Origin of the sequence: Paractinoplanes hotanensis (assembly GCF_023717965.1) — a bacterium.
GTDB classification, from domain to species: domain Bacteria; phylum Actinomycetota; class Actinomycetes; order Mycobacteriales; family Micromonosporaceae; genus Actinoplanes; species Actinoplanes polyasparticus.
Genome location: NZ_JAMQOL010000021.1, coordinates 25,714 through 50,465 on the forward strand (window position 1 = coordinate 25,714; position 24,752 = coordinate 50,465).

25 protein-coding genes, 1 tRNA gene and 1 pseudogene are annotated in these 24,752 nt (G+C 70.0%); 15 read left to right on the top strand and 12 right to left on the bottom strand.

From position 1 onward, the window contains the following. Positions 1-36: 36 nt before the first annotated feature. The 6 genes from LXN57_RS16930 to LXN57_RS16955 all read right to left on the bottom strand — a co-directional run bounded on the left by LXN57_RS16930 (position 37) and on the right by LXN57_RS16955 (position 3,722). Positions 37-1,332, bottom strand: a complete 1,296-nt coding sequence (locus tag LXN57_RS16930; protein ID WP_251799130.1) for a hypothetical protein — start codon at positions 1,330-1,332, stop codon at positions 37-39. A gap of 34 nt (positions 1,333-1,366) precedes the next feature. Further along, positions 1,367-1,438 (bottom strand) — tRNA-Lys (locus tag LXN57_RS16935). A gap of 79 nt (positions 1,439-1,517) precedes the next feature. Continuing rightward, positions 1,518-1,655 carry a hypothetical protein gene (locus LXN57_RS16940; protein WP_251799131.1) on the bottom strand — a complete coding sequence of 46 codons (138 nt, stop codon included), beginning with the start codon at positions 1,653-1,655 and terminating at the stop codon, positions 1,518-1,520. Between the two features lie 5 nt (positions 1,656-1,660). After that, a complete protein-coding gene (locus LXN57_RS16945; RefSeq protein ID WP_251799132.1) occupies positions 1,661-2,326 on the bottom strand; it encodes a response regulator transcription factor in 666 nt (221 codons plus the stop codon). Further along, positions 2,323-3,468: a sensor histidine kinase gene (locus LXN57_RS16950; protein WP_251799133.1), complete on the bottom strand. Its 1,146-nt coding sequence runs from the start codon at positions 3,466-3,468 to the stop codon at positions 2,323-2,325. The genes LXN57_RS16945 and LXN57_RS16950 overlap by 4 nt, the downstream gene beginning before the upstream one ends. Then, the gene (locus LXN57_RS16955; protein ID WP_251799134.1) at positions 3,468-3,722 is read right to left on the bottom strand and encodes a hypothetical protein; all 255 of its coding nucleotides are present in this window, start codon (positions 3,720-3,722) and stop codon (positions 3,468-3,470) included. Before LXN57_RS16955 ends, LXN57_RS16950 begins: the two co-directional genes overlap by 1 nt. 97 nt (positions 3,723-3,819) lie before the next feature. Here LXN57_RS16955 and LXN57_RS16960 point away from each other — a divergent pair, with 97 nt between their 5' ends. Further along, positions 3,820-7,500 (top strand): HEAT repeat domain-containing protein, encoded by a 3,681-nt coding sequence (locus tag LXN57_RS16960; RefSeq protein ID WP_251799135.1) that lies wholly within the window; start codon positions 3,820-3,822, stop codon positions 7,498-7,500. Next, positions 7,500-8,336 (top strand): PIN domain-containing protein, encoded by an 837-nt coding sequence (locus LXN57_RS16965; protein WP_251799136.1) that lies wholly within the window; start codon positions 7,500-7,502, stop codon positions 8,334-8,336. Before LXN57_RS16960 ends, LXN57_RS16965 begins: the two co-directional genes overlap by 1 nt. Here the strand turns inward: LXN57_RS16965 and LXN57_RS48335 are convergent. After that, complete coding sequence (locus LXN57_RS48335; RefSeq protein WP_369077283.1) at positions 8,274-8,639, bottom strand: IclR family transcriptional regulator domain-containing protein; 366 nt, start codon at positions 8,637-8,639, stop codon at positions 8,274-8,276. The genes LXN57_RS16965 and LXN57_RS48335 overlap by 63 nt on opposite strands. 177 nt (positions 8,640-8,816) lie before the next feature. Here LXN57_RS48335 and LXN57_RS16970 point away from each other — a divergent pair, with 177 nt between their 5' ends. The 3 genes from LXN57_RS16970 to LXN57_RS16980 all read left to right on the top strand — a co-directional run bounded on the left by LXN57_RS16970 (position 8,817) and on the right by LXN57_RS16980 (position 11,544). After that, on the top strand, positions 8,817-9,275 hold the full coding sequence (locus LXN57_RS16970; RefSeq protein WP_251799137.1) for a hypothetical protein: 459 nt from the start codon (positions 8,817-8,819) through the stop codon (positions 9,273-9,275). Between the two features lie 61 nt (positions 9,276-9,336). Next, entirely contained in the window at positions 9,337-10,740 is a 1,404-nt protein-coding gene (sthA, locus tag LXN57_RS16975) for a Si-specific NAD(P)(+) transhydrogenase (RefSeq protein ID WP_251799138.1), read from the top strand. Between the two features lie 279 nt (positions 10,741-11,019). Further along, complete coding sequence (locus LXN57_RS16980) at positions 11,020-11,544, top strand: CGNR zinc finger domain-containing protein (protein WP_251799213.1); 525 nt, start codon at positions 11,020-11,022, stop codon at positions 11,542-11,544. Positions 11,545-11,628: 84 nt separating this feature from the next. Here LXN57_RS16980 and LXN57_RS16985 read toward each other — a convergent pair. After that, positions 11,629-12,510, bottom strand: a pseudogene (locus LXN57_RS16985) (AraC family transcriptional regulator); the annotation flags it as partial. A 53-nt stretch (positions 12,511-12,563) separates the two neighbouring features. On the opposite strand from LXN57_RS16985, the gene LXN57_RS16990 reads away from it, so the two are divergent. From LXN57_RS16990 to LXN57_RS17000, 3 genes are all read left to right on the top strand, one after another. Next, positions 12,564-13,010 carry an NADPH-dependent F420 reductase gene (locus LXN57_RS16990; protein WP_251799139.1) on the top strand — a complete coding sequence of 149 codons (447 nt, stop codon included), beginning with the start codon at positions 12,564-12,566 and terminating at the stop codon, positions 13,008-13,010. A gap of 2 nt (positions 13,011-13,012) precedes the next feature. Continuing rightward, positions 13,013-13,303, top strand: a complete 291-nt coding sequence (locus LXN57_RS16995) for a hypothetical protein (RefSeq protein ID WP_251799140.1) — start codon at positions 13,013-13,015, stop codon at positions 13,301-13,303. A gap of 75 nt (positions 13,304-13,378) precedes the next feature. Beyond that, positions 13,379-14,230, top strand: a complete 852-nt coding sequence (locus LXN57_RS17000) for a zf-HC2 domain-containing protein (protein WP_251799141.1) — start codon at positions 13,379-13,381, stop codon at positions 14,228-14,230. 165 nt (positions 14,231-14,395) lie between these two features. Here LXN57_RS17000 and LXN57_RS17005 read toward each other — a convergent pair whose 3' ends face one another. The 3 genes from LXN57_RS17005 to LXN57_RS17015 all read right to left on the bottom strand — a co-directional run bounded on the left by LXN57_RS17005 (position 14,396) and on the right by LXN57_RS17015 (position 15,598). Then, a complete protein-coding gene (locus LXN57_RS17005) occupies positions 14,396-14,629 on the bottom strand; it encodes a hypothetical protein (RefSeq protein ID WP_221379872.1) in 234 nt (77 codons plus the stop codon). Between the two features lie 63 nt (positions 14,630-14,692). Continuing rightward, complete coding sequence (gene mscL / locus LXN57_RS17010; protein ID WP_251799214.1) at positions 14,693-15,133, bottom strand: large conductance mechanosensitive channel protein MscL; 441 nt, start codon at positions 15,131-15,133, stop codon at positions 14,693-14,695. 111 nt (positions 15,134-15,244) lie between these two features. Then, positions 15,245-15,598 (bottom strand): STAS domain-containing protein, encoded by a 354-nt coding sequence (locus LXN57_RS17015; protein WP_251799142.1) that lies wholly within the window; start codon positions 15,596-15,598, stop codon positions 15,245-15,247. A 145-nt stretch (positions 15,599-15,743) separates the two neighbouring features. On the opposite strand from LXN57_RS17015, the gene LXN57_RS17020 reads away from it, so the two are divergent. Genes LXN57_RS17020 through LXN57_RS17045 form a run of 6 tightly spaced genes read left to right on the top strand, consistent with a single transcriptional unit; the run spans position 15,744 to position 21,314 of the window. Further along, positions 15,744-16,586 (top strand): STAS domain-containing protein, encoded by an 843-nt coding sequence (locus tag LXN57_RS17020; protein WP_251799143.1) that lies wholly within the window; start codon positions 15,744-15,746, stop codon positions 16,584-16,586. A gap of 1 nt (position 16,587) precedes the next feature. Next, positions 16,588-17,013 carry an STAS domain-containing protein gene (locus LXN57_RS17025; RefSeq protein ID WP_251799144.1) on the top strand — a complete coding sequence of 142 codons (426 nt, stop codon included), beginning with the start codon at positions 16,588-16,590 and terminating at the stop codon, positions 17,011-17,013. Next, complete coding sequence (locus LXN57_RS17030; RefSeq protein WP_251799145.1) at positions 17,010-17,414, top strand: anti-sigma regulatory factor; 405 nt, start codon at positions 17,010-17,012, stop codon at positions 17,412-17,414. Before LXN57_RS17025 ends, LXN57_RS17030 begins: the two co-directional genes overlap by 4 nt. Beyond that, positions 17,411-18,442 carry a SpoIIE family protein phosphatase gene (locus LXN57_RS17035; RefSeq protein WP_251799215.1) on the top strand — a complete coding sequence of 344 codons (1,032 nt, stop codon included), beginning with the start codon at positions 17,411-17,413 and terminating at the stop codon, positions 18,440-18,442. The genes LXN57_RS17030 and LXN57_RS17035 overlap by 4 nt, the downstream gene beginning before the upstream one ends. Beyond that, entirely contained in the window at positions 18,439-19,788 is a 1,350-nt protein-coding gene (locus LXN57_RS17040; protein WP_251799146.1) for a sensor histidine kinase, read from the top strand. Before LXN57_RS17035 ends, LXN57_RS17040 begins: the two co-directional genes overlap by 4 nt. Then, a complete protein-coding gene (locus tag LXN57_RS17045) occupies positions 19,785-21,314 on the top strand; it encodes a SpoIIE family protein phosphatase (RefSeq protein WP_251799147.1) in 1,530 nt (509 codons plus the stop codon). The genes LXN57_RS17040 and LXN57_RS17045 overlap by 4 nt, the downstream gene beginning before the upstream one ends. Before the next feature lie 7 nt (positions 21,315-21,321). On the opposite strand, the gene LXN57_RS17050 is transcribed toward LXN57_RS17045, so the two are convergent. Then, a complete protein-coding gene (locus tag LXN57_RS17050) occupies positions 21,322-23,406 on the bottom strand; it encodes a S9 family peptidase (RefSeq protein ID WP_251799148.1) in 2,085 nt (694 codons plus the stop codon). Positions 23,407-23,551: 145 nt separating this feature from the next. Here LXN57_RS17050 and LXN57_RS17055 point away from each other — a divergent pair, with 145 nt between their 5' ends. Continuing rightward, complete coding sequence (locus LXN57_RS17055) at positions 23,552-24,694, top strand: FAD-binding oxidoreductase (protein WP_251799149.1); 1,143 nt, start codon at positions 23,552-23,554, stop codon at positions 24,692-24,694. Positions 24,695-24,752 lie beyond the last annotated feature (58 nt).

The following is a 24,752-nucleotide window of genomic DNA, read 5'->3' on the forward strand; positions in this document are numbered from 1 at the left end:
CAGAACGACATCGTCACGGGTACCTCGTTCGGGTGATCAATCGATCAGACGCCGAGCGAGGCGTTCGGCGTTGAGTCCCCGCATTGCTCCGTCGACGGTCTCCGGGTCGGTGAGGTCGATACCGCGGGCCGCCAGTTCCGCGGCGATCTGCTTGGCCGGTCCCCACGCCGCCGTGTCGTCGAATGCCTCCTCGAACGCGGGAAGGAACGTGTCGACAGCCTCGATCACCGGACTGATCCATACCGGGTCTACCGCACGGTGTTCCAGCGCGTACCGGATCCAGCGCCGTAACACGTCCGGCAGCGCGGCGCGCTGCTCGGCGTCCAGCGCCGCCTTGCGCGGCAGCCAGTCGGCCAGGAACAAGCCGACCTGCCCCGGGCTCCAGCACAGCGGGCCGCTGGTCATGTAGCCGTCGCCGTAGTCCAGGAACAGATCGGCCAGCGACCTGGCGACCGTGTCATCAGTAGGCGCGAACCCGTCCAGCAGTCGTTCCCGTTCCTCATCGCTCATCGGCTGCCAGTCACGGAAGTCCGGCAGGTACGGCCGGCACCGCGACCAGGCCAGTGCCCGCAAGTCGATGAAGTCCTCGTCATCGTGGCGGGGCCAGGTCATGTCCGTGGTCCGCAGGGCATCTGCCAGCTCCGCCAGCGCGGCATCGACCGGGCACTCGACGGCCGGCATCGGCACCTCACCCGACTCACGCAGCCGATCCCAGGCCTCCGCCGCCCCCGACTGCAACACCGCCAGCTTGTCCACGAGCACACCGCCGGCGAGGGAGATCTGCGCCATCACCGTGTGCGGCGTCTGACCGGTGAATTCAACGAACAGCACGTGCTCGCTGTCCCAGACATCCACCGCCCGCCACGCCCGAACCGATTCGAAGGCAGGAACCTCAAACCACGCCGGCGCCGGCTGACTCTCCGACAAGATCTCCAACGTGCCGTCCAACATCGGCCACTCCCCGGGGGCAGCGACACGCCGCAGCGCCACCACCGCGGCCAGCCCGTGCGGCGACGGCCGGGTCGACGCCCGGCCCACCACCTCCAGGTGGAACATCTTCTCCGGCTCGCGCTCACCCAGCCCCGCCGCCGACCACGCCGCGCCGAGCCAGCCACTGGCCCACCGCTCGGCCTCAAGCGCGCTGTCCTCGGACACGAGCGCCACCGCGTCACGCATCAACCGATCCGACAACCGCAACTCACGCACCGCTCGCTGGGGGCGCTTCGGCTTACCTCGTCTCGCGGGACGACCACGACTCTTTGGCATATACCCATTTACCATATCGAGCCCGGCACCAGGCTCGAGCGATCCGCGGTTCGCGCAATGCCACATTCGACCAGCGTGAACACGCAGGCCAGGCATGAAGTGGGCCGCCGGGGACTCGAACCCCGAACCTATGGATTAAAAGTCCACAGCTCTGCCATTGAGCTAGCGGCCCGCGATCATAGAGTACCTGTGCCGGTGCGGGTTGCCTCGCGGGTATCGGCTGTGCGCCGTCGTCGGGGCGGGGCGCCGCGTCAGTCCTCGTCTCGGCGCCATTCGCCGGCGGGGGATTCGTCCGTGTCGGGCTCCAGGGAGGCGTCCGGCACGATGGTGTCGCCGTCGACCTCGTATGTGGTTCGGTCGGCTTCCGGCTCTTCGTCGGGGGCGTCCATCGTCGTCACCTTTCGTTGATGGTCAGACCGTGTTCGATGGCATAGCTTGCCGCCTCGGTGCGGTTGCGGGCGCCGATTTTGGCGAACGCGTTGTTGATGTGTGTCTTGACTGTGGCCTCGGCCACGAACAGAGTCGCCGCGATCTCGCTGTTCGTGTGGCCCTGGGCGATCTGTCCGAGCACTTCGGCCTCGCGTTGGGTGAGGCTGTCGGGCAGGGAATCGCGGCGGGGTGACGCGGTGGGGCGGGTCATGGCCTGGGCCAGGCGGGCGGCCACGGCCGGGTCGAACAGGGAGTGTCCGCCGGCGGCCGCGCGCAGCGCCATGCCGATCTCGGCCCGGCCGGCGTCCTTGGTGAGGTAGCCGCGGGCGCCGGCGGCCAGTGCGCCGGCGATCGAGTTGTCGTCGGCGTAGGTGGTCAGCACGACCACGGCGACGCCGGGGAAACGGTCGCGGATCCGGGCGGTCGCGGTCACCCCGTCGAGGACCGGCATCCTCAGGTCCATCAGCACGACGTCCGGCGGGTCACCGGCGATCATGTCGAGGGCGCGGGCGCCGTCGCCGGCCGAGCCGACGACCTCGATGCCGTCGGTCAGCTCGAGCAGGGCGGTCAGTCCTTCCCGTACGAGTTGCTGGTCGTCCACGACGAGCACGCGCAGCGGGTTGTCGCTCATCCGGGCACCTCCGCGATGACTCGCCACGCGCCGTCGACGACGCGCGCGTACAGGGTGCCACCGACCAGCGCCAACCGCTCCCGGGCGCCGGTCAGGCCGTAGCCCTCGTAGGCGCGTCCGGACGGTGGCACGGGATTCTCCACCGTGAGACGAGTCGTCGGGCCGAAGCCGAGCCGGATCGACACCGGTGCGCCCGGCGCGTGCCGGGCGGCGTTGGTCAGGGCCTCCCGCGCCGTACGCAGCAATGACACCTCGACCCCGGGCGGTGCGGTGCGGGGAGTGCCCTCGATGCGCAACGTGACCTCGGCCGCGAAATTCTCCCGATGTACGGCGACCAGGTTGTCGAGCGCCTGATCCAGCGGCGGCACGTCGGCCCGCAGCGCGGCCACCGCCGACCGGGCCTCGGTCAGGCCGTCCGCGGCGAGGCGCCGGGCCCGCCGTACGCGTTCGGCCGCCGCCCCGACGTCGCCGCGCTCGGTGAGCTGTGCCTCGGCCACCTCGAGTTGCACCCCCAGTGCGCCCAGCGAATGGGCGAGCACGTCGTGCAGTTCGCGCGCGATGCGGGCCCGCTCGTCCAGCGCGGCCGCCCGCGCCTGCGCCTCCTGCGTACGGGAAGTCTGTTCGAGCAGCATGGTGGTCTGCTCGGCACGCAGCCGGTGCTCGCGCCGGTGCAGGCTGAACAGCACCACCAGCAGGATCAGGGCGGGCTGGGTGAGCAGCGCGGTCGGCCCGTGCCCGGCCAGGGTCAGACCTACCAGCAGCACCACGACGAGCCCGCCGGTCAGCCCGAAGATCGCCCACAACGGCATGCGTGGCAGCAGAACGAAGGTGAACAGCGCCCCGTAGAGGAACAGATGCGCGGCCCCGTTGTGCGGCAGCGCGGAGACCGCGGCCGGCGCCAGCGCGGCTGCCGCCAGACACGACCGCGCCGGCACCGGGAAGCGCTGGTCGGCGACCATCCAGAAGATCCAGCAGGCGAAGCTGACAAGCAGCGCCGGGCGTACGAAACTGCTCTCGACCCCCGGGTAGAGGGCCAGTGACCAGATCAGCAGCACGGTCAGCGCGATCCGCACCAGCCAGCCCGTCTCGGGGTCGTCGGCCCGGATCAGCCGAAGCCCGTGACGACCCAGCCGGCGCAGCATCAGTCTTGTTCCCGGACCACGGTCAGGATCAGATCGAGCACCAGCAGACGGTAGGCGACGAAGGCCAGCCCCACCACCGCGAGCACAACAAGGATCGCCACCACCACGCGTCCGGTCACCTTCCCACCCTCCTGCTCGATCACCTTGCCCAGCACAGCCCCGGCGACCCGCCCGGCACGGCTGCGCCGGTTGCCGCTCAGCAGATAGCTCGTTGTCTCGACGACGTCTCTGGTTCGCGAGTTCGGCTCGTTCATGCCGCGAACGCTACGAATCACCCCGGGTGGACCGGCACCACCCGCGGGTGGAGATCAAGGTGGAGATGTCGGACCGGCATGTGGTTGGGTGTGGCTCGTGGCGGACAACGTGCTGGTGGAGCTGGGTCTGAGCGCGCTCGGCAACGTCATCGCCGACACGGTGGTGGCCGGTTCCCGCGCCATTCATAAACGTCTCAAGCCGGACGAGGAGCGCGCCGCACTCCGCGCCGTCGTGGTCCAGGCCTCAGCCGACGCATTCTCCGCCGCCCGGCAGCGGGAAACGGACGCTGAGGACGAGTGGCTGGACGACGTGGCCGCGCAATGGGCGCCGGCGTTCACCGCCGATGTCGTCGCACAGCTCATGGCCGTTATCGTCGAGCCCTCGGACGAGAGCCGCCGCCGGTTCGGTGAGGTTATCCGAGAAGCGCTGGAAGGTGCCGGCTGCGACCTCGGCACGCTTGAGCGGACGATCTCGGTCGATGAGTTCGCGCACGAGTTCCCGGCCGCGCTGTGGCGAGAGCTGAAGCTCGCTGCTCTCACTCAGGCGGAACTCCGCGACCTGGTTCAGCTGCTCTTCGCCCAGCGGACCGAGCACCGGGCGTCCGGTCACGCGCCGGCCGGTCCGCGTGACTACCAGCGAGATCTGGCCGCGTACCTGCAGGCTGTCCTGACCGAAGCGCGCGAAGCGCTTCCCGAGTTCCTCACGCCCGGCCGAGCGGCGAATCTCGATCAGCGCGTACGGGTGCGGGTCGAATCCCGCATGTCCGACCGTAATACTGACTCCGGCGATGAGCGGACCGACCGCACCTACCAGCCGCCGGTGGAGTTCGCCGGACTGCCGGCAGCCGCCGCCGATCAACAACAACCGTGGGAAGAGCTGAGGGAGTCCGCTCACCGGATCGTCGTGCTGGCCGACCCGGGGCTGGGCAAGTCCTGGCTCGTCCGGACTGAGACCATCCGGCTGGCCCTGGTCGCGCTCGATTCGATCGACGAAGGCCGGACCGCTGTCCTTCCGGTGCCGCTCCGAGCCGAACAGCTGACGACCGTGGGCGGGCGCTCTCTCGGCGAGGTCGTGGTCCAGCATCTCGCGGGCTCACTTCCGGATCGGTCGCGGCAGCAGTTCGCCGAGCAGGTTGATGCCGGGCACGTACATCTGCTCGTCGACGGGTTGGACGAGGTGCCGAACGAGGCCGACCGGCAAGCTGTGCGGGCCGCCCTGGTCAACTGGTCGCGGCGGCCCGGCGTGCGGCGATGGATCGTGACCAGCAGGATCGCGGGCTACACGGGGGCGATCATGCGGGAGTCGACCAAGGTCGAGTTGCTGTCGCTGACCGATGACCAGGTCTGTGCCTACGTGCGCGCCTGGGCGCTGCCCGCCGCAGCCGAGGGCCAGTTGCTGGCCGCGCTCAAAGACCCGGCAGTGTCGGGCATGGCGAGGATTCCGCTCCTGCTGGCCATGCTGTGCTCGTTGTCCGGCGATCTGTCCGGCGGCGAGGAGATTCCCCGGACCAGAACGGCTCTCTACGAACGAGTCCTCCGATGGTTCCTCCGCCGGCCGCACCGAGCTCCGCACAGCGATGACCACGAAGCCTGGCTGGAGCTGATCGCCGGGGTTGCCTTTCATTTCGCCAACCGGGACAGCGGCTGGGCCGACCTGATGCCGAGGAGTGAATTGGTACGGGCCGTTCGGGCGCAACCTACCTTCACCGAACTGGGCGCTTCCCCGGATCGGTTGGTCGAACAGCTGTCCGTCGATCTCGGCCTGCTCGTTCCCGAGGGCGATACAGCGGCCGGGCGCCGGCCCCGCTTCCTCTTCGTGCATCGCACCTTTGCCGAGTACCTCGTGGCCCGTCACCTGGCTGGCCTCGCCGAGGACCGCCGGTGGGCAATCGTCGAACGCCATCTCTGGTTCGATCCCGAATGGTTGCAGGTGATCGCGATGCTCGGCGGGCTTCTGGAGCCGGCTGACGTCAGGGAGTTGGTGGAACGCCTCCTAGAGGTCGAGGACGACGCTTTTCGGCAGGCTTGGCTGATGACCATCCGCGTGGTGTCGGAGCACTCGCCGTCCGGCGATCTGCTCGATCCGCAGTCACTCCATGCGGGCTTGACCTCGGCCCTGGGCCATCCCAGCCTGAGGTGGTCCGTCGTGACCGCATTGACGGGCATTCCTGTTCTGGCGCCGGCTGTCGTCCGCACGTTGCTGCGCCTCACCGAGAGCGGCGATGCCGAGGTGCGAATCGCCGCGATTTCGAGCCTGGCCAGGGCCGATAAGCCCGACCCGGTGGCGCACCTGGTGGTCTGTCTGCACGACGAGCACGACCGAGTCGCGGCGGAGGCAGCGGCGTCTCTGACCGGCCGGACGTCACAAGCCGCCGTGGACGCGCTCGTCTCCGAGGCGATGTCGGAGCAGAGCCTGGTGGCGCGGGATTGCGTCAGGGCACTGGTCGCTCTACCCAGAGATCGCCGGGTCCAAGCTATCGAGCCCTATCTGAGGACGGAGTGCACGGCGGCCGCCTTTACGATCCTCAAAGGAGCGGGACCCGTAGCCTTGCCGCTGATCCTGGGGGGACTCGAGGCCGAAGATCCGGAGGTCTTCGTCGCCGCGGCGGAAGCCGTGGACGGTCCCTTGGATCCGCTGGTGGAGGAAGTTCTCCTCCGACGGCTGAGCGAGGACGACGCGGTGGCTCAGGCCGCCTGTGCGACTCTGGGACGAAGTGGGTCGCAAGATCCAATCTTCGTCGAGGCGTACCTCCGGCAGGTCATCGACGTCAGCGAGAACAGCAGCCCGTGGCGGCAGGAGACCGGGCCGACGGCCCCGACTGCCGCTTTGATCGGTGAGCTGGTCGCACGTCTGGGGGGCTCGGCGGGTGTGCCCCGGCGGAAAGCGGCGCAGGTGCTGTCCGTACTGCGGCCCGACGGGATTGACTCGGCGCTGGGCCAGCTGCTGGACTCCGGCGATCCCAAAGTGATCGAAGCGGCTCTGGAAGTGGCCGTTGGCCGCAACGACCACGAGCTGTTCGACCGGGTAACCGGATTGCTCGATCATCCGTCGGGCGCCGTCCGGCAAAGGGCTCTCAGGTTGGTGATCGAACGTGATCCGCAGAACCTGGACGAGCTCCTCCTCATGGGATTGGAGGATCCGGACGCGCGCGTGCGGCTGCTGGCCGCGGAAGCATGTGTCGGGCGGGTCGATTCGAGAATTGTGCCTGCCCTGCTGGAGCGGCTGCGCCTGCCCGACGAGCACCTGAGTGTGGTCGTAGCGGTCATCGACGCGTTGAAGGACCGTGACGAACCAGGCGTGCGAGCCGCCCTCCTGGCGTGTCTCCATCGGGAATCGGACGGTCCCGGCTTCGCACCGATGCACCTCGGACCGCCGATCCATGTCGCGGCGGCCCGTGCATTGGTCAAGGACGAGCCCGAGGCCGTGCTCACCGCTGTGAAGGCGCACGCCCGGCCGGAGGACGGTTACGTGGGGCGGGAGGACGCAGCTGTACTCACCCGGTGCCGCGCACCCGGCGCTCTCGACCTCTTGCTGAACATCAAGCGAGAGGGATGGAGGAAAGCCGGGATCGCCGCCTCCAACGCTTTGCGTTCCCGTCCGTTCCCCGAGGATCTGGTAACCATCGTCGACCGCCTCGGCGACTTCCAGCCGAGAGCGCAGCGGGATCTTCTCAACGTTTCGTACGCGCTGGCTGTTCAGCATTACCGCACGCTTCCCGAGATCGACCGGAGTCGTGTCCGAGCCGGACTGACCACCGCCCTGCAGAGGTTGGCCTGATGCTTGTTCGGCTAGTTGACGGCGCTGACGGGGAAGCGGCGTACCGGGCCCTGGTCGAAGCCGACCAGGCGCTGACCCGGATTCGGGCGCACGGAACCGATGGCGAGTACTTCCACGAGTACAGCCGATGGGCGGTCGACCAGGCTCGGCTGCTGCGTTCGCAGATCCGGCTCCAGCACGTCGAGCAGCTCATCTTCACCCCACGGCACACGGTGCTGCAGTCCCTCCAGTACGGCGCGCCGCATCTGCGGCTGCTCACGTCGGCCGAGATCGAGGAACGGCATTCTGCCCTCGCCGGTGCGGCGACAGAGCTGCGACGGGAGCTCGACAGCTGGACGGACGCCGGTGCGCTGATAGTGCCGGACACGAACGTCTTCCTGCGGCATCGCGAGAAGTTCGACGAGATCCCGTGGACCGGGCTCGCCGGCGCGGGCGGTCCGGTCACCGTCGTCGTGCCGGTTGTCATCCTGGGCGAGCTGGATCGTCAGAAGTACGCCGGGCGCAAGGACCAGCTGCGCTGGCGGGCCAGCTACTCGTTGAGCCGGATCGACACCCTGTACGGCGACAAGACGGTGGCCGGCGAGCGGCCCGAGCTGAACGCGGCCGGTCCGGTCCGGCTGCGGGTGGTCGCCGACAGGCTTGGCCACCGACCGCTCGAACGCGCGGATGACGAAATCATCGACCAGGCGCTCGCCGTGCGGGAGCGGTCGGGCCGCCTGGTCACGCTGGCCACCTTCGACACCAACATGGCTTTCAGCGCCCGCCAGACCGGGCTACGGGTCGTCAAGCTGGCCGAGGCCGACTTGAATGACGACTTCAAAGCGCCGAAACCGTAGCTCGGGCTGCATCGCCCCGACCACCAGCCCGCCGAAGGTACGCACCGGCGCCGCTATCCCGGCCCGTCCGGCCTGCCACTCCTCGACGGAGAGGGCCCAACCCCGCTCGCGGGTCTCGCTGAACGATCGGGCGAGCGCGCGCGGGGTGGTCAGCGTTCCCGGGTGTACGCCTCCAGCCCCGCCCGTTCCGCGGTCTCCACGGCCGGCGCCTTGTAGGCGAGCAGCACCTTGCCGAGCGACGGTCCGCCGGTTCGGACATGCCGCCGCTGACCCCGGTCTGCGGGAGTCGTTGCTGTCGAACAGGGTTACTCCGAAGCCGGCGAACTCCCTTCGGGGTGAGACCCGGAGGGATTAGCCGGGACCGGCAGAAGAGTGGCGGATAAACGGTCAAACAGCCCATTTGGGCTGGCTGTCGAGCCGGGGGAGAGGGCAGGATTCCCGGGGGTCGCAGCGGGCGGCCCGCGGGGAGTGGGGATCAGAGTGACCGAGTACGACGCCGAGCAGCTGACGGCGGGCTTTCGCTCCATGACCATGCTGACCGCGCTCGTCGGGCGGGGTGGGCGGCCGGCCGCGGTGGCGCCGACCATTCCGCTGCGGGCGGCCGAGAAGCAGTACGGGTGGCTGCCGGTCACCGTCGACGGGCGGGAGCGCCGGATCGCGGTCGTGACCAACCTGCGCCTCATGATCACGGGGGAGGCGGAGATCCCGCTCTGGGCGATCACCGCCATCCGGCCCGGGGCCGAGCCGTGGTCGGTCGCGCTGACGGTCCGGGGGCGAGGCGAGCCGCTCGAACTGAGCGGGCCGTGGGTGCCGTGGATGAGCGTGGTGCTCTGCGCCGAGCTGTACGGGACGGCCTGGCCGCCGGCGTTCGCCCCGGTCGTGGCGGTGCCTGCTCCCCGGCGTACGTGGGAAGGTTTTTGCGTGTCCCCCGGTAAATAGACCATGAAAAATCTGACCGACTCGGTGGACCGAGGAGCTGGTCACTGCGACGCTAAGCACTGTGTATGACTACGACGTGTTGGTGCTGGGCTCCGGGCCCAGCGGTCAGAAAGCCGCCATCGCTGCTTCCAAGCTCGGACGCCGGGTCGGCATCGTCGACCGGCGGGACATGATCGGCGGCGTCTGCATCAACACAGGCACCGTGCCGTCGAAGACGCTGCGGGAGGCCGTCCTCTATCTCACCGGCCTCAGTCAGCGTGATCTCTACGGCAGCAACTACCGGGTCAAGGACGAGATCACCGTGAGTGACCTTGCCGCCCGCACCCAGCACGTCATCGCCCGGCAGACCGACGTCATCCGCAACCAGCTGGCGCGCAACAAGATCACCATGATCACCGGCACCGGGCGGTTCGCCGACGCGCACTCGATCTGGGTCGACGCCGGCAGCGGGCGCGAGAGCAAGGTCAGCGCCGAAAAGATCATTATTGCGGCGGGTACGAGGCCCGCGCGGCCCGAGAGCGTCGACTTCGACGACCGGACGATCGTCGACTCCGACGGCGTGATCAACCTGCAGGCGGTGCCGCGCAGCATGGTCGTGGTCGGGGCCGGGGTCATCGGCGTGGAATACGCGTCCATGTTCGCCGCCCTGGGCACCAAGGTCACCGTGGTCGAGCGCCGCGAGAAGATGCTCGACTTCTGCGACGACGAGATCATCGAGTCGCTGAAATACCACCTGCGCGACCTCAGCGTGACGTTCCGCTTCGGTGAGGAGGTGGCCGCGGTCGAGCGCCACCAGACCGCCGCGCTCTGCATTCTCAAGAGCGGCAAGAAGATCGTCGCCGATACGGTCATGTATTCGGCCGGCCGCCAGGGCCAGACCGAAGACCTGGCGCTCGAAGCGGCCGGGCTCGAAGCCGATCGGCGCGGCCGGATCGAGGTCGACGTGAATTACCGTACGGCGGTCGACAACATCTACGCCGTGGGCGACGTGATCGGCTTCCCGGCGCTCGCCTCGACCTCGATGGAGCAAGGCCGGCTGGCCGCGCACCACGCCTGCGGTGAACCGGCCCGCGAGATGCACCAGCTGCAGCCGATCGGCATCTACACGATTCCCGAGATCAGCTTCGTCGGGAAGACCGAGGACGAGCTGACCGACGCCAACACCCCGTTCGAGGTGGGCATCGCCCGCTACCGGGAGCTGGCGCGCGGCCAGATCGTCGGCGACTCCTACGGCATGCTCAAGCTGCTGGTCGCGCCGGACGACGGCAAGCTGCTCGGCGTGCACGTCTTCGGCACGGGCGCCACCGACATCGTCCATATCGGCCAGGCGGTGATGGGCTGCGGCGGCACGGTCGACTACCTGGTGGACGCGGTTTTCAACTATCCGACGCTGTCCGAGGCGTACAAGGTGGCCGCGCTCGACGCGTCCAACAAGATCCGCAACATCACCCGGATCGACGGATAACGCGCTTCTGAGACCCTCATTACCGGCGGGTTCTCGTTATCGGCTGTCTTCTTCCCGGCAAAAGGGGATAAGGCGGCCACCCCTTGCTGGTGAAGCGCGATCTCTTAAGGGGAACCAAAACTTCGCCAGAGACGGCGATGAAAAAGAGTCAAGTACGCTACGTCTATGTCATGGATGGCCAGTGCGCGGCACGGCGTGCGGGAGGCTCCCGCCGGTTTGGCGCTCCTGCAGGAGCTGCTGAACACACGCCCGCCCATGTCGTACGGCACCGACCTGCTGATGGAGGTCGATGACGCGCAGCGGTGGCTGACCGAGGCGCTCGCCACCTGGTCCCGGGTCGCGGGCCTGCCGGCGCCGACGCTACTGCTGTCGTCGTCCGACCTGCGTTCGCTGCGCCGCCTGCGCAGCACCTTCGAAAACGTGATCCTCGCCGGTGGCACGGGTGGCCCCGAGGGGACGCTCCCGCCGGCCGACGTGCCGGTGAGCCTGGTGCCCGACGCCGACGGCTGGGTGCGCATCGTGCCCACCGGCCGGGGCACCCGATGGCTGGCATCGGCCCTGTGGTCCGAGGCGTTGCTGGCCCAGCAGGCCGGTCTGTGGCCGCGGCTGAAGCTGTGCAACAACATCGAGTGCCGGGCCGCGTTCTTCGACACGTCCCGCAACAACAGCGGCGTCTGGCACGACGTCAGCACCTGCGGCAACACGGCAAATCTGCGGGCCTTCCGCGAGCGCCGCCGCCTCATGGGCGGCAGCGGCGCCCTGCCGCCACGCCCCACCGTCCAGGGCCCGCCCAGCCTGATCTGACGCCCTTCTTCCCCGCGCCGATGGCGCGTGCTCATGCCCCGGCGCATCGGAGCCGTTCTGTCGGAGGCGGCCGGCGTAGCGGCGGGGTGGCATGCCCATGACGCGTTTGAACGCGGTGTTGAACGCGTGCTCGGACTCGTAGCCCAGGGCGCCGGCGATTCTGGCGATGGTGTCGTCGCCGTGCTGGAGCCGGTCCGCGGCGAGCATCATCCGCCAGCGGGTCAGGTAGGCGATCGGGGTTTCGCCGGCGCGGGCACGGAAGTGCTCCGCGAACGTGGAACGGGACATGCCGGCGAGCACGGCGAGCTCCCGTACGGTCCAGGAGCGGCCGGGGTCGGCGTGCATCGCGGCGAGCGCGGCGTGCATCCGGGGGTCGGCGAGCGCGGCGAACCAGCCGACGTCGTCGCGGGCGGGGGCGGCCAGATAGAGGCGCAGGGCCTGGACCAGCATCATGTGCGCGAGCTGCTGGGCCATCAGGGCCGAGCCAGGACGCGGCTCGCGGAACTCCTCCGTCATCAGCTCGATCGACCAGCGCAGCCGGACCCGGTCGTCGGAGGTCATGACCAGCATCAGCGGCGGCAGGTTCCGCAGCAGCAGCTCGACGTGCGGGCTGCCGACCTCGAAGCGGGCGCCGACCAGATAGACGTCGCCGCCGCCGTTGTAGGAGATGACCTCACCGCTGCGGTCCGGGTCGAGAACCGCGGAGGCGAGCGCCGGCTCGACGTCCGGTGCGCTGCCGATCACGGCGGTGCGGCCGGTGGGCAGCACGAAGCAGGCGCCGCCCGGGACCGGCACCGGCGCGTCGCCGTCCATCGTCAGCCAGCAGGAGCCCTTGACGACCGCGTAACACTTGATCCGGCCGGCCAGGTCGTCGAGTTCCAGCGCCCAGTCGCCACCGGCGTCGAATCCTGCGGTGATGTAGCTGCGTGGCTTGAGCAACGCCAGCACCTCGCTCAGCGGATCCATCGCACCCCCCGGACGATCGCGAACAAAAGGCGGACTTTCCAGCGTTCCGGCAGGTGCCGGTCGAACCGCTACGCGGCCGGGTCGTCATCGACACGCTCAACTACGACCCGGCACGCCAGGGGGCCGTCCCCGAAATCGAGGCCGGCGACACTCCGCCGCACCTGCTGTTGCATGAGCACCTGCGGGACGCGTACGTGGTCAAGGCGTTCAGCACCGTGTTCTTCAAGCATCTGCCGCAGCTCGCCCGCCCCGCCGGCGCGCCCGACCGTAGCGCCGTACCCGTCGCAGGCGACCACCCGGCGGCCAAGGCGGCGGTCGCCACCCTGATCGACTCGCTCGGCTTCGACGCCTACGACGCGGGACCGCTCGCCGAGAGCCGCCGGTTCGCCCCGGGCACCCCCGCGCAACTCGCCTATCTCGATCCGGACGGCATGTTCGCCGCCCCCGCCCGGCCCGCCTCCGCCGCCGATCTGGCCGCGCTGCTCGACAAGGCGAACTGACCATGAAGGCAGCGGTCGTCACCGCGTACGGCACAGCCCCGCGATGCCTGGAGTTCCCCGATCCGCAGCCGACCGGCGAGAACGAGATCGTGGTCGACGTGCTTGCGGCCGGCCTTCACCCCCGGGTCCGGATGACCGGTGCCGCCATGGCCGCCGCGATCCCCGCCGTGGCCGCTGCGATCGCCGACGGCGCCTACTCGGTGGAGCCCGATCCCGTCCCGATGCACGACGTCGAGCGCGCGTGGTCGCTCCCGGCCGGCGGCAGCCGACGCATCGTCCTCAATCGGCTCTGACCGGACACATATCGCGGTGCGAAGTTGGGACGTCGTGCCGGGGAACTTTGGGCCCGGGCCGGGCGACTATGGGGTATGGCTTGTGAGCGGTGGCGCGAGATGCTTTCGGCGCAGCTGGACGGCGAGGACGACCCGGCCGGCCGGCCTGCGGTCGACGCGCACCTGGCCGGCTGCGCCGGGTGCCGGGAATGGCTCGATCGGGCCGCCTCGGTCAACCGGCTGACCAGCACCAGCATGGCCACGCCGCCCGACCTGAGCGCGGCGATCCTGGCCGCCCGGCCGGGGCGGCGGGGTGATCTGGCTGCTGTCGAGCCGATCGCGGCCACTGCGGCTGGGCGCCGGCGTGGGTTGTCGCCGGCGCGGCTACCGCTCCTGGGGCGTTTCCCGATCGCCGGTGTGCTGATCGCGGCGCTCGCGGTGGTGGGTGCGGTGCAGCTCATCCTCGGGCTCAACCAGATCGGCGGCGGGGTCGTCGGGGCGCACGTGCACACGGGCCTCGACGCGACGCCGGGGCACCTGTGGCACGAGTCGGCGGCCTGGAACGTGGCTGTCGGGGCCGGTTACCTGTTCATCGCGCTGCGGCGTACGCGGCCGTCGGGGCTGGTGCCGATGCTCACGGCCTTCGTCGGGATGCTGCTGCTGCTCTCGGTCAACGACCTGACGGCGGCCCGGGTGGATCTGGCCCGGCTGATCAGCCACGGCTTCGTGATCCTGGGCTACCTGCTGATCGTCGCCCTCTCGCGGATCCCGGGCGGGTTCGTCACCACGCCGCCCGGCTCGCGGGTCGCCGGTGGGAGCGCCTGGAGTGCCCGCTTCGGTGACGACGGAGACGACGACGAGCAACTGGCCGAGCCGTTCCGGCCCGGCCTGCGCCTGGTGCCGCCGGGGCCGATGACCGCCCAGCACGACGAACGCCAGGCCGCCTGAACGCTGAGCCCGCGTAAGCGCCGGGGCCGCCTGAGCGCCGGGCCGTTTTGAGTGCCCGGCCGTCCGAGCGCCGCGGGGCCGCGTGGACTCAGGGGCGCCGGGCCGTCCAAGCGCGCCGGGCCGTCGGAGCGAACGGCCGGGAGCGGGAGCCGGGCGGGTGCGGGGTCAGCGGGTGGGTGGACGGACGGAGAGTTCGCGCCAGTCGCCGGGGGCAGCCAGGAGCGCGCGGACCGTGTCGAGCGCAGCGTCCTCGGAGTCGTACTCGAAGAAGTGTGAGACGCCGTCGGCACCGCCCGCGCGCTGCTCGACATACCACTGGTCGCCGCTCACCCGCAGGTAGACATCTTTGCGGGCGGCGCGGCCCCATTTACCGTTCCACCAGTGTTTACGCTGCTCCATCCCGGCAGCGTATCGAACATCTGTTCGATACGCGCCGGACGGGGATGATCTTTTCGGGGAAAGTCAGCGAGGCGGTTCCTGCTGGTGACGGCCCGGAGTGTCGCCGTAACCACGCGTCTGCGACGACGACGACACCAGCGCGTCGCGGATCTGGGTGAGCAGGACGATGTCCTCGGCGGGGGCCTTCGGTGGCGGCTCCTCGCCGCGGCGCCGACGCTCGGCCAGCATGTTGAGCGGCAGGACGACGAAGAAGTAGAGCACGGCCGCGGTGATCAGAAAGGTGATCAGCGAGTTGAGGAACGTGGCGTAGTCGAATTCGACGTCACGGACCTTGAACTTGCCGGCGTCGAGCCCACTGCCGCCGCCCATGAGCTGGATCAGCGGCTTGATGAAGCCGTTGGTGAAGCCGGTGACGACCCCGGTGAACGCGGCGCCGATCACGACGCCGACCGCGAGGTCGACGACGTTGCCGCGCATGATGAAGTCTTTGAAGCCTTGGACCATCTTGTTCACGAAGCTCTCCCGCGCGCGCCGAGGTGTCAGTCCGCCCGCAGGTTCCCGCGACCGGTCGGCGACAAACTATCGCCGACCGGGACGACTCGGGAAGAGGCTGGGTCAGTCGAGGGCTGGTTCCTGAGCGGTTACCGCCTCGTCGACCGTCGGGTAGGTGCGCAGCACTTCGACCAGACCGCTGACCTCAAGGATGCGCAGAACCCCGCGCTGCGGGGCAGCCAGGCGGACCGTGCCGCCGGCGTCGTCAGTGCTGTTCTTGGCCCGGACGAAGACCGACAGCCCGGTGGAATCGCAGAAAGACACGTCGGCGAGGTCGAAGACCAGACGAGTGCGTCCCTTCTCAAGAAGGTCGCTGATCTGGTCCTGAAGCTGGGGCGCGGTGGCCATGTCCAGCTCGCCCGCGACCGACACGACGACCATGTCGGCGCGCTGTTCCGTTTGTACCGTCAGAGACATTCAGGACCTCCAGTTATGTGCTGAACGGTACTCCAAGAGGTGCGCCGCGCGCAGAACGGGGTTTATTTGGCTCGTAGCAAGCATCCGACCTGGCGATGGTAAAGTCCCGCCCGTTGCAGGGGAGATCTCTAGTCGGGAGGCAGCGGTGACGCTGAGTGCGGATGAGGCAGCCCGCTTTGCCGTGGTGCTGGACGACCATCAGGAAGCTCTGGTCACGTTCTGGACCGAGCGGGTGGCCGCCACGATGCGCGGCAGGCTGAGCCACGCCGAGCTCCAGCGGCAGAACGCCGAGTTGCGGCGTGCCTTCCAGCAGGCGCTGGCCGGTTCGGCCCAGGATCTGAGCGGTGAGGCCGCCGCCGAGTTGCGTGCGCAGCTCGCCGAGCTCTCCGCGACGCGGGCCCGGCAGGGCTTCAGCACCACCGAGACGGCCGTCAGCATCTTCTCGCTCAAGGACGCGGTCCTGGCCGCCCTCGATGCGCAGGGACAGGTGGATGCCGCCACTCTGCGTGACTACATCGCCTTCTCCTCGTTCGTGGACGAGGCGGCGCTGTTCACCTTCGACAGCTACGTGCGGGTCCGCGAGGAGCTGATCGCCGACCAGGCCGAGCAGCTGCTCGAGCTCTCCACGCCCGTGGTGAAGCTGTGGGAGGGCGTGGTCGCCGTCCCGCTGGTCGGCACGCTCGACTCGGCCCGGGCCCAGGTGGTCATGGAGCGGCTGCTCCAGACCCTGGTCGACACCGGATCGCCGTACGCGATCATCGACATCACCGGTGTGCCGGCCGTCGACACCCAGGTCGCGCAGCACATCCTCAAGACGGTGGTGGCGGCCCGGCTGATGGGCGCCGACTGCATCATCTCCGGCATCCGCCCGCAGATCGCGCAGACGATCGTGGCGCTCGGCATCGAGTTCGGCGACATCGCCACCAAGTCGTCGCTGGCCGACGCACTGCGGTACGTGCTCACGCAGACCGGCAAGAAGGCGCGCTGACATGGAGCGCGTTCCGGTTCTCAAGATCGGCGACATCCTCCTCGTCTCGATCCAGATCGACATGGAGGACCAGGTCGCCCTTCAGCTCCAGGAGGACCTGGCCGAGCGGATCGTCGCCACCGGCTGCCACGGCGTGATCATCGACATCAGCGCGCTGGACATCGTCGACTCGTTCGTCGGCCGCACCCTGGCCACGATCGCCGCCATCTCCAGGGTGCTCGACGCCGAGACCGTGGTGGTCGGCATGCGCCCCGCGGTCGCGATCACGCTGGTCGAGCTGGGTCTGTCCCTGCCCGGCATCCGGACGGCGCTCAACGTCGAGCTCGGCATGGAGATGCTGGCCCGCGAGCGCGACGACCACGGCGGCGGCGACGAGGAGACAGACGGCCCGGAGGGCGCCGAGACACCCGCGGTACCGGCACCGTGAACGAGCCGGGCCGGCGGATCGAGGTCGTCTCCGACCAGGACGTGGTCCGGGTCCGGCAGCAGGTACGCACGCTTGCCGTCGCGGTAAAGCTGTCGCTCGTCGACCAGACCAAGATCGTCACTGCGGCCAGCGAGCTGGCCCGCAACACTCTGGTCTACGGCGGGGGCGGCTGGGTCGAGGTGGAGCCGGCCGACAACGGCCGGCGCAAAGGCATCCGCATCGTTTTCAGCGATCAGGGACCGGGTATCGCGGACCTCGACCTGGCCTTCACCGACGGCTACACCACCGGCGGGGGCCTCGGTCTCGGGCTGAGCGGCGCGCGGCGACTCGTCGACGAATTCGACATCGTCACCGCGGTCGGCGAAGGTACGACGATTACCGTTACCAAGTGGTGCCGATGAGCGGAGGCGCGGTGGCGTCGCTACCCGAAGGGCTTCTCGACGGGGGAGTCTGGTTCCGGGTGGAAGCCGCCCCGACCGCCTCCGCCGTGCGCCGAACGGCCGAGCGGCTCGCCGTCGAGCTGGGTCTGCCCGAGCCCCGGGTCGCCCACCTCTCGATCGTGGCCGCCGAACTGGCCGGCAACCTGGTCAAGCACGCCACCGAGGGCGTTCTTCTCGTGCGGGCGGTGCGCACGGCCGAACAGGCCGGTGTCGAGCTCGTCGCGATCGACCGCGGCCCGGGCATGGCCGATCTGGTCGCCTCGGTCGGTGACGGGCACTCCACCGCGGGCACGCTCGGCATCGGGCTCGGCGCGATCGTGCGCCAATCCTCCTGGTACGACCTGCACTCCGTACCGGGCAAGGGCACCATCCTGGCCGCGCAGGTCTGGCCGGCCGAACCGCCGAAGCCGGCCTGGGTGGCCGGACTGACCCGGCCCCTCACCGGGGAGCCGGTCAGCGGCGACGCCTTCTCCGTCCGCGATGTTGAGGGCCGCCGCCAGGTGATGATGTGTGACGGGCTCGGGCACGGCGGACTCGCCGCGGCGGCCTCGCACGAAGCGGTCCGCGCGTTTCAGGAGGCCCCTGCCGTCCCGCCCGCGGCGGTACTCGACCGTCTGCACCGCCGGATGAGCCACACCCGGGGCGCCGCCGTGGCCGTCGCCGAGCTCGACGCCGACGCCGGTCTGGTCCGGTACGCGGGCCTGGGCAACATCGCCGGCACGGTGATCTCGTCCGACGGCTCGCGTCGGGGCATGGTCTCGCTGCCGGGCATCGCCGGTCACCAGCGACGCCAGATCCGGGAGTACGACTATCCGATCACCCCGGACGCTGTCGTGCTCATGCACTCCGATGGCGTGGTCGACCGGTGGAACCCGTCCGACTACCCGGGGCTGCTCATCCGTTCTCCGCTGGTGATCGCGGCGACGGTGCTGCGCGACGCGGGTGTGCGCCGGGACGACGCCGGTGTGCTCGTGGCCCGGCTGCCATGATCGGTGCCCCGGAGCCGCTGATGCGCCTGCGGCTGCGCGTTGAGCAGGACCTCTTCGTGGTCCGTCAGCTCGGCCGGGAGGTGGCCCGCGAGGTCGGCCTGGAGCAGCAGGACCAGACCCGGCTCGCGACCGCGCTGAGCGAGGTGGGGCGCGTGATCATGGCGGGTGGATCGGGTGCCGATGTGACGTTCGCTGTGCGCCAGGACGGGGTACACACCGCCATCCAGGTGGCGGTCGAGAGTCCGTCCCCCGGAGACGGGCCCAGGTTGCGGGACGGGCTCGCCCATGTAGGCCGCCTGGTGGACAAGTTGGAGGTCGAGGACGGTGAGACCGGTACGGTCGTGTGGATGGCCCGACGTCTACCGGCCAGTGTGCCGCGGCTGACCCCGGACCGGATGGACGAGATCCGTGCCGGGCTGGGCCGGCACGTCCCCAGCAGCCCCGTCGACGAGTTGCACGTGCAGAATCAGCAACTCATCGCCGCTCTCGACGAGGTGCGCTCGCAGCGTGACGAACTGGCTCGCCTCAACGCCGAGCTGGAAGAGACCAACCGCGGCGTCATGGCGTTGTACCACCAGCTCTCCGAAGAGCTGGATGAGACCAACCGCGGCGTGGTGGCGCTCTACGCCGAGCTCGACGACAAGTCCGAGCAGCTCGCCTCGGCCAACGAGGCCAAGAGCCGGTTCCTGGCCAACGTCAGCCACGAGCTGCGCGCCCCGGTGACCGCGGTCATCGGGCTCAGCCGTCTGCTGGCCGACGGCGCCTCCGATCCGCTCACCGAGGAGCAGGAACGCCAGGTCGGACTGATCCGCAGCTCCGCCGGCGACCTGCTGACCCTGGTCAACGACCTGCTCGACCTGGCCAAGGCCGAGGCCGGCCGGATCGAGCCGAACTGGGAGCAGGTCGACCTGCGGGCGATGTTCGGCCAGCTGCGGGGGACGCTGCGGCCGCTGGCCACCCGGCCCGAGGTCGACTTCCGCATCGACGAGCCGGCGGTGGCGTCGATACGTTCCGACGAGGTGCTGCTCGCACGGGTGCTGCGCAACCTGCTCACCAACGCGCTCAAGTTCACCGCCGAGGGCGAGGTGCGCCTCAGCGTGCGTGCGGTGGGCGCCGACCTCGAGTTCACCGTCACCGACACCGGCACCGGCATCCCGGCCGAACTGCTCGAACGCATCTTCGAGGAGTTCTATCAGGTGCCGGGCAGCAAGGCGCTCAGCGGAAAGGGCACCGGCCTGGGCCTGCCCTACGCGCGACGGCTGGCCGCCATTCTCGGTGGCGCCCTGCGGGCCGAATCCACAGTCGGCGGGGGGAGCACCTTCACGCTACGGCTGCCGGCGTCATGAAAACGGGCACCGTACTCGTCGTCGACGACAGCGCCACCAAGCGCTATCTGCTGGTCAGCTGGCTGACCCGGGCCGGCTTCACGGTCCGCCAGGCCGAGACCGGTGGCGAGGCGTTGCGCCTGCTGCCGGGCTCGGACGTCGAGCTGGTGGTCCTCGATGTCAAGCTGCCCGACATGAGCGGGTTCGACGTCTGCGAGACGATCAAGACCGATCCCGCGTACGGCGCGTTGCCCGTCATCCACGTGTCGGCCCACGCGGTCGACGTCGTCGACCGCACCCAGGGCCTCAACCGGGGCGCCGACGCCTATCTGGTCGAGCCGATCGAGCCCGACGAGCTGATCGCCACCGCCCAGGCCGTGCTGCGCTACTACTCGGCTCGGCGGCGCGCCGAGTCGCTGGCCGAGCGCATGGTGCGGCTGGCCGAGGCGACGTTGGCGATCAACACGTCCACCACGCTGACCGGCCTGCTCGAGGCGGCCGCGGCCGGAGCGCACGAGATCTTCGGCGGCCCCGTCGTGGTGCTCGCCGATGGGGTGGACGGCGAGGGTCTGGCCGTGACGGGCTCACCCCCGGTCGTACGCCCGTGGTCCCTGCCCGACGAGAACGTCGGCGTCGGGTCGCTGGTGCGCACCGACGACGCCGCCGCCTGGGACATGGTCACCTGGCCTGAGGGCGAATCGGTGACCGTGGCCGCGGCCCGCCTGCGCACCGACCGGCCGCCCGTCTACGTGGCCGTGCCCACCAGCAGCCAGAACCCCGGCTTCCCGGTGCTGCGCCAGTTGTCCCAGACGGTCGCGGCGGCGGTCGAGGCGCAGCGCTCGTACGACGAGGAACACCGCATCGCCGTCACCCTGCAGCGCAGCCTGCTGCAGTCGCGGCTGCCCGAAGTGCCCGGGCTCGAGCTGACCATGCGCTACGAGCCGGCGGGCGCGCAGACCGAGGTGGGCGGCGACTTCTACGAGCTCACCATGCTCGACGGCCGGCTGCTGGTGGCCATCGGCGACGTCGCCGGCCACTCGCTGCACGCCGCGACGGTGATGGCCGAGGTGCGGCACGCCGTCCGGGCGTACGCGGTCGAGGGCCATCCGCCGGGCACGGTGCTCACCCTGGTCAACCGGTTCATGCGGACGGTGTTGCCGGCCGACTCGGCCACCATCTGCCTGCTCACGCTCGAACCGGCGACCGGACGGATCCGGCTGGCCAGCGCCGGCCATCTGCCGCCGCTGCTGCACACCGACGAGGGCGTGCGCTTCCTCGAGCCGCACGGCCCGCTGCTCGGCATCAACGCGCCCCGGCCCGAAGACCTCGAGTTCGTGCTGCCGCCGGGCGGGACGCTCGTGCTCTACACCGACGGCCTGGTCGAGCGCCGCGACGCCGACATCGACGTCGGCCTGGCCGCGCTGGCCGAGGCCTCGGCGACGGTCGAGTCCAACCTGGACGCCTTCTCGCGGCGGCTGATGACCGAGCTCGGCGGCGCCGGGCAACAGGCCGACGACATCGCGATCGTCGCCCTGCGCCGCCGGTGACGGTCGGCTATCGCCCCGCGCGGCCGAGAACGTCCAGGGTCCAGGCCAGCACGAAGGCCTCTTCCTTCCAAGCGTCGTAGCGGCCGCTCGGGCCCGCGTGGCCGGCGCCCATCTCGGTCTTGAGCAGGTAGGCGCCGTCGGGGGCGACGGCACGCAGGCGGGCGATCCACTTGGCCGGCTCGTGGTAGAGCACGCGGGTGTCGTTGAGGCTCGTCATCGCCAGGATCCGGGGGTACTGGAGCTTCGCGACGTTCTCGTACGGGCTGTACGACTTCATGTACGCGTAGACGTCGGCCGACTCGATCGGGTTGCCCCACTCTTCCCACTCGGTCACCGTGAGCGGCAACGACGGGTCGAGGATCGTGTTGAGCGGGTCGACGAACGGCACCTCGGCCACGATGCCGGCGAACGCTTCGGGCGCCAGGTTGGCGATCGCGCCCATCAGCAGGCCGCCGGCCGAGCCGCCGCGGGCGACCAGGCGCTCGGGCGACGTCCAGCCTTCGCGGACGAGGGCCTGGGCACACGCCACGAAGTCGGTGAACGTGTTCCGCTTGGCCAGCAGCTTGCCCTCCTCGTACCACCGGCGGCCCATCTCGCCGCCGCCGCGCACGTGCGCGATGGCATAGACGACGCCGCGGTCGAGCAGCGAGAGGCGGGCGATCGAGAAGTACGGGTCGATGCTGTGCTCGTACGAGCCGTAGCCGTAGAGCAGGGCCGGCGCGGAACCATTGCGCGGCGCGTCCTTGCGCGCCACGATCGAGATCGGCACCCGGGTGCCGTCGGGCGCCGTCGCCCACTCGCGGAACTGCTCGTAGTCGCCGGGCTCGTAGCCCCCCAGCACCGGCTTGCGCTTGCGCAGCACCATCGAGCGGGTCACCAGGTCGACGTCGTAGACCGAGTCGGGCGTGACCATCGAGGCGTAGCTGATCCGGACGGACGCGGTGTCGTACTCGGGATTGCCGGCGAGCCCGACGCTGTAGAGCGGCTCGGGGAATTCCATGTCGTAGAAGTCGGTGCTGCCGTCGCCCATCACGCGCAGACCGGTCAGCCCGTCGCGCCGCTGGGAGATGACGATGTGGCGGACGAACGCGTCGACCGACTCGAGGCGGGTGCCGGGCTCGTGCGGGATCAACTCGACCCAGTCGCCGGGGTTGTCGGCCGACGTGTAGGCCAGGGCGAAGTCTTCGGCGTCCTTGTTGTGCAGCACGAGGAAGCGGTGGCCGTGGTGCTCGATCGAGTACTCGACGCCGTGCTCGCGGGGGGCGATCAGCGTGGGCTCAGCCTCGGGGGTGTTGGCCGGAATGACCCGTACCTCGGACGTGATTTTGCTCTGCGCGTCGATGACCAGGAACTTCTCGCTGCGGGTGAGCCCGACGCCGACCCAGAAGCGCTCGTCCGGCTCCTCGAAGACGATCACGTCGTCGGTCGCGGGACGGCCGACCGTGTGGCGCCACACGCGGTGGGGGCGCCACGCCTCGTCGACTGTGGTGTAGAAGAGCGCGCCGGCGTCGGCCGACCAGGCGCTGCCGTACGACGTGCCGGGCACCTCGTCGGCCAGCACCTCGCCGGTACGCAGGTCCTTGATGCGCAGCGTGAAGCGCTCGTCGCCGGAGAAGTCGGTCGAGTAGGCGAGCCAGTTGCCGTCGACGCTGACGTCGAAGGTGCCCAGCGCGAAGAAGTCGCTGCCCTCGGCGAGCGCGTTGCCGTCGAGCAGCACCTGCTCGCCGGGCTGGTCGGCGGCCGACGGCGGGTCGGTCTGGCCGGGCTCGACCGGCACCCGGCAGTGGATGCCGTACTGCTTGCCCTCTTCGGTGCGCGTGTAATACCAGTAGCCGCCCTTGCGGCTGGGCACCGACAGATCGGTTTCCTGCGTGCGGCGCTTGATCTCGTTGAAGATCGTGTCCCGTAGCCCGCTCAGGTGCGCCGTCGCCCGCTCGGTGAAGGCGTTCTCAGCCTCCAGATAGGCGACGGTCTGCGGATTTTCCTTGTCGATCAGCCAGGCGTACTCGTCGGTGACGGTGTCGCCGTGATGAGTGCGCTCGTGGGTCGCCTGCTGGGCGGTGGGCGGGCTGTCGGCAGTCGGATTCGTCACGAGCCCTACGTTACCGGGCGGTCCGGTTTCCCCGACTTTTTTTGCTTCTTGCGGCCGCGACCGTGCCCGTTCGAACATGTGTACGATATGCCAGAGTGGACGATCTTCGAGGACTTTGGGGTTCGAGGGCGTGGGGAAACGGGACGTGAGTGAGCCATCAGGAGATCAGATTCTGAGCGCGCTTGTGGATATCTGCGGTCCCGATTACGCCCGCGTCGCCCGGTCGATCGACACGGTCGGTGGCCGCCGGGCCGGCTTCGTCGCGGTGCCCGCCACCGTCCAGGCCGTGGCCGATGTGCTGCGCCTGGTCGCCGACCGCGGACTCAGTGTGCTGCCCCGCGGCAGCGGTTCCAAGATCAATTGGGGCAAGCCCCACGAAGGCGTCGACGTGCTGCTCGACACCGGCCGGCTGAGCGGACTGTGGAGCCATCAGGTCGAGGGCGCCACCGTCGAGGTGGCCACCGGCACCCCGGTCCGCGCTCTGCAGGCGGCCCTGGCGTTGCAGAGCCAGCGGCTGCCGGTCGACCCGCCGTCGCGCACGGCCACGGTCGGCGGCATGCTCGCAGTCAACGAGTCCGGCCCACTGCGCTACCGCTTCGGCACCCCGGCCGAATACGTGACCAGCGTGGCCTACGTGGACAGGGCGGGCGAGGCCGCCGACTCCGACGGTGAGGACGGCCGTCCCGGGCTGGCCGAGATCAGCGGCGTGATCACCGCGGCGTCGCTGCGCCTCGAGCCGCTGCCCGCGGCCCGGCGCTGGGCCGGCATCGCGGTGCCCACCCCGCTGCAACTGGGCAAACTGGTCGGCGCGGCCGAAGAGCTCGAGCCCAGCGCGATCGAGGTCGACCTGCCGGTCGGCGGCCAGGGCGGCACGCTGGCCGTGCTGTTCGAGGGTTCCGAGGCCGCGGCGGTCGAGCAGGCCGAGCGGCTGGCCGCCGCGTGGGGCGCCGGGGCCGTGGTCACGGCGATCGCGCCGCCGTGGTGGGGTGCCTACCCGTTCCGGCGCGACGACGTGGCGCTGCGGCTCTCGGTGTCGGCGGCCGACCTGCCGGCGACGCTCTACGCGCTGGGCGACGCGGCTGGGTTCGCCGTGCCGGTGCGCGGGTCGGCCGGGCTGGGCCGGGTGCACGCCGTGCTGCCCGCGCGGGCCACGCCGGCCCAGATCACGGGCATCGTCGAAAGCGTCCGGCACGTCCTGCTGGCACGAGGCGGCCGGGCCGTCATCGTCTCAGCGCCACCCGAACTGGCCCGCGAACTCGACATGGCCGGCCGCCTCGACTTCTTCTGAGGTTGTGGATAACCCCGCTCGGCTCCTTGACATTCGCGTAGCGTCCGCACCCAACGCC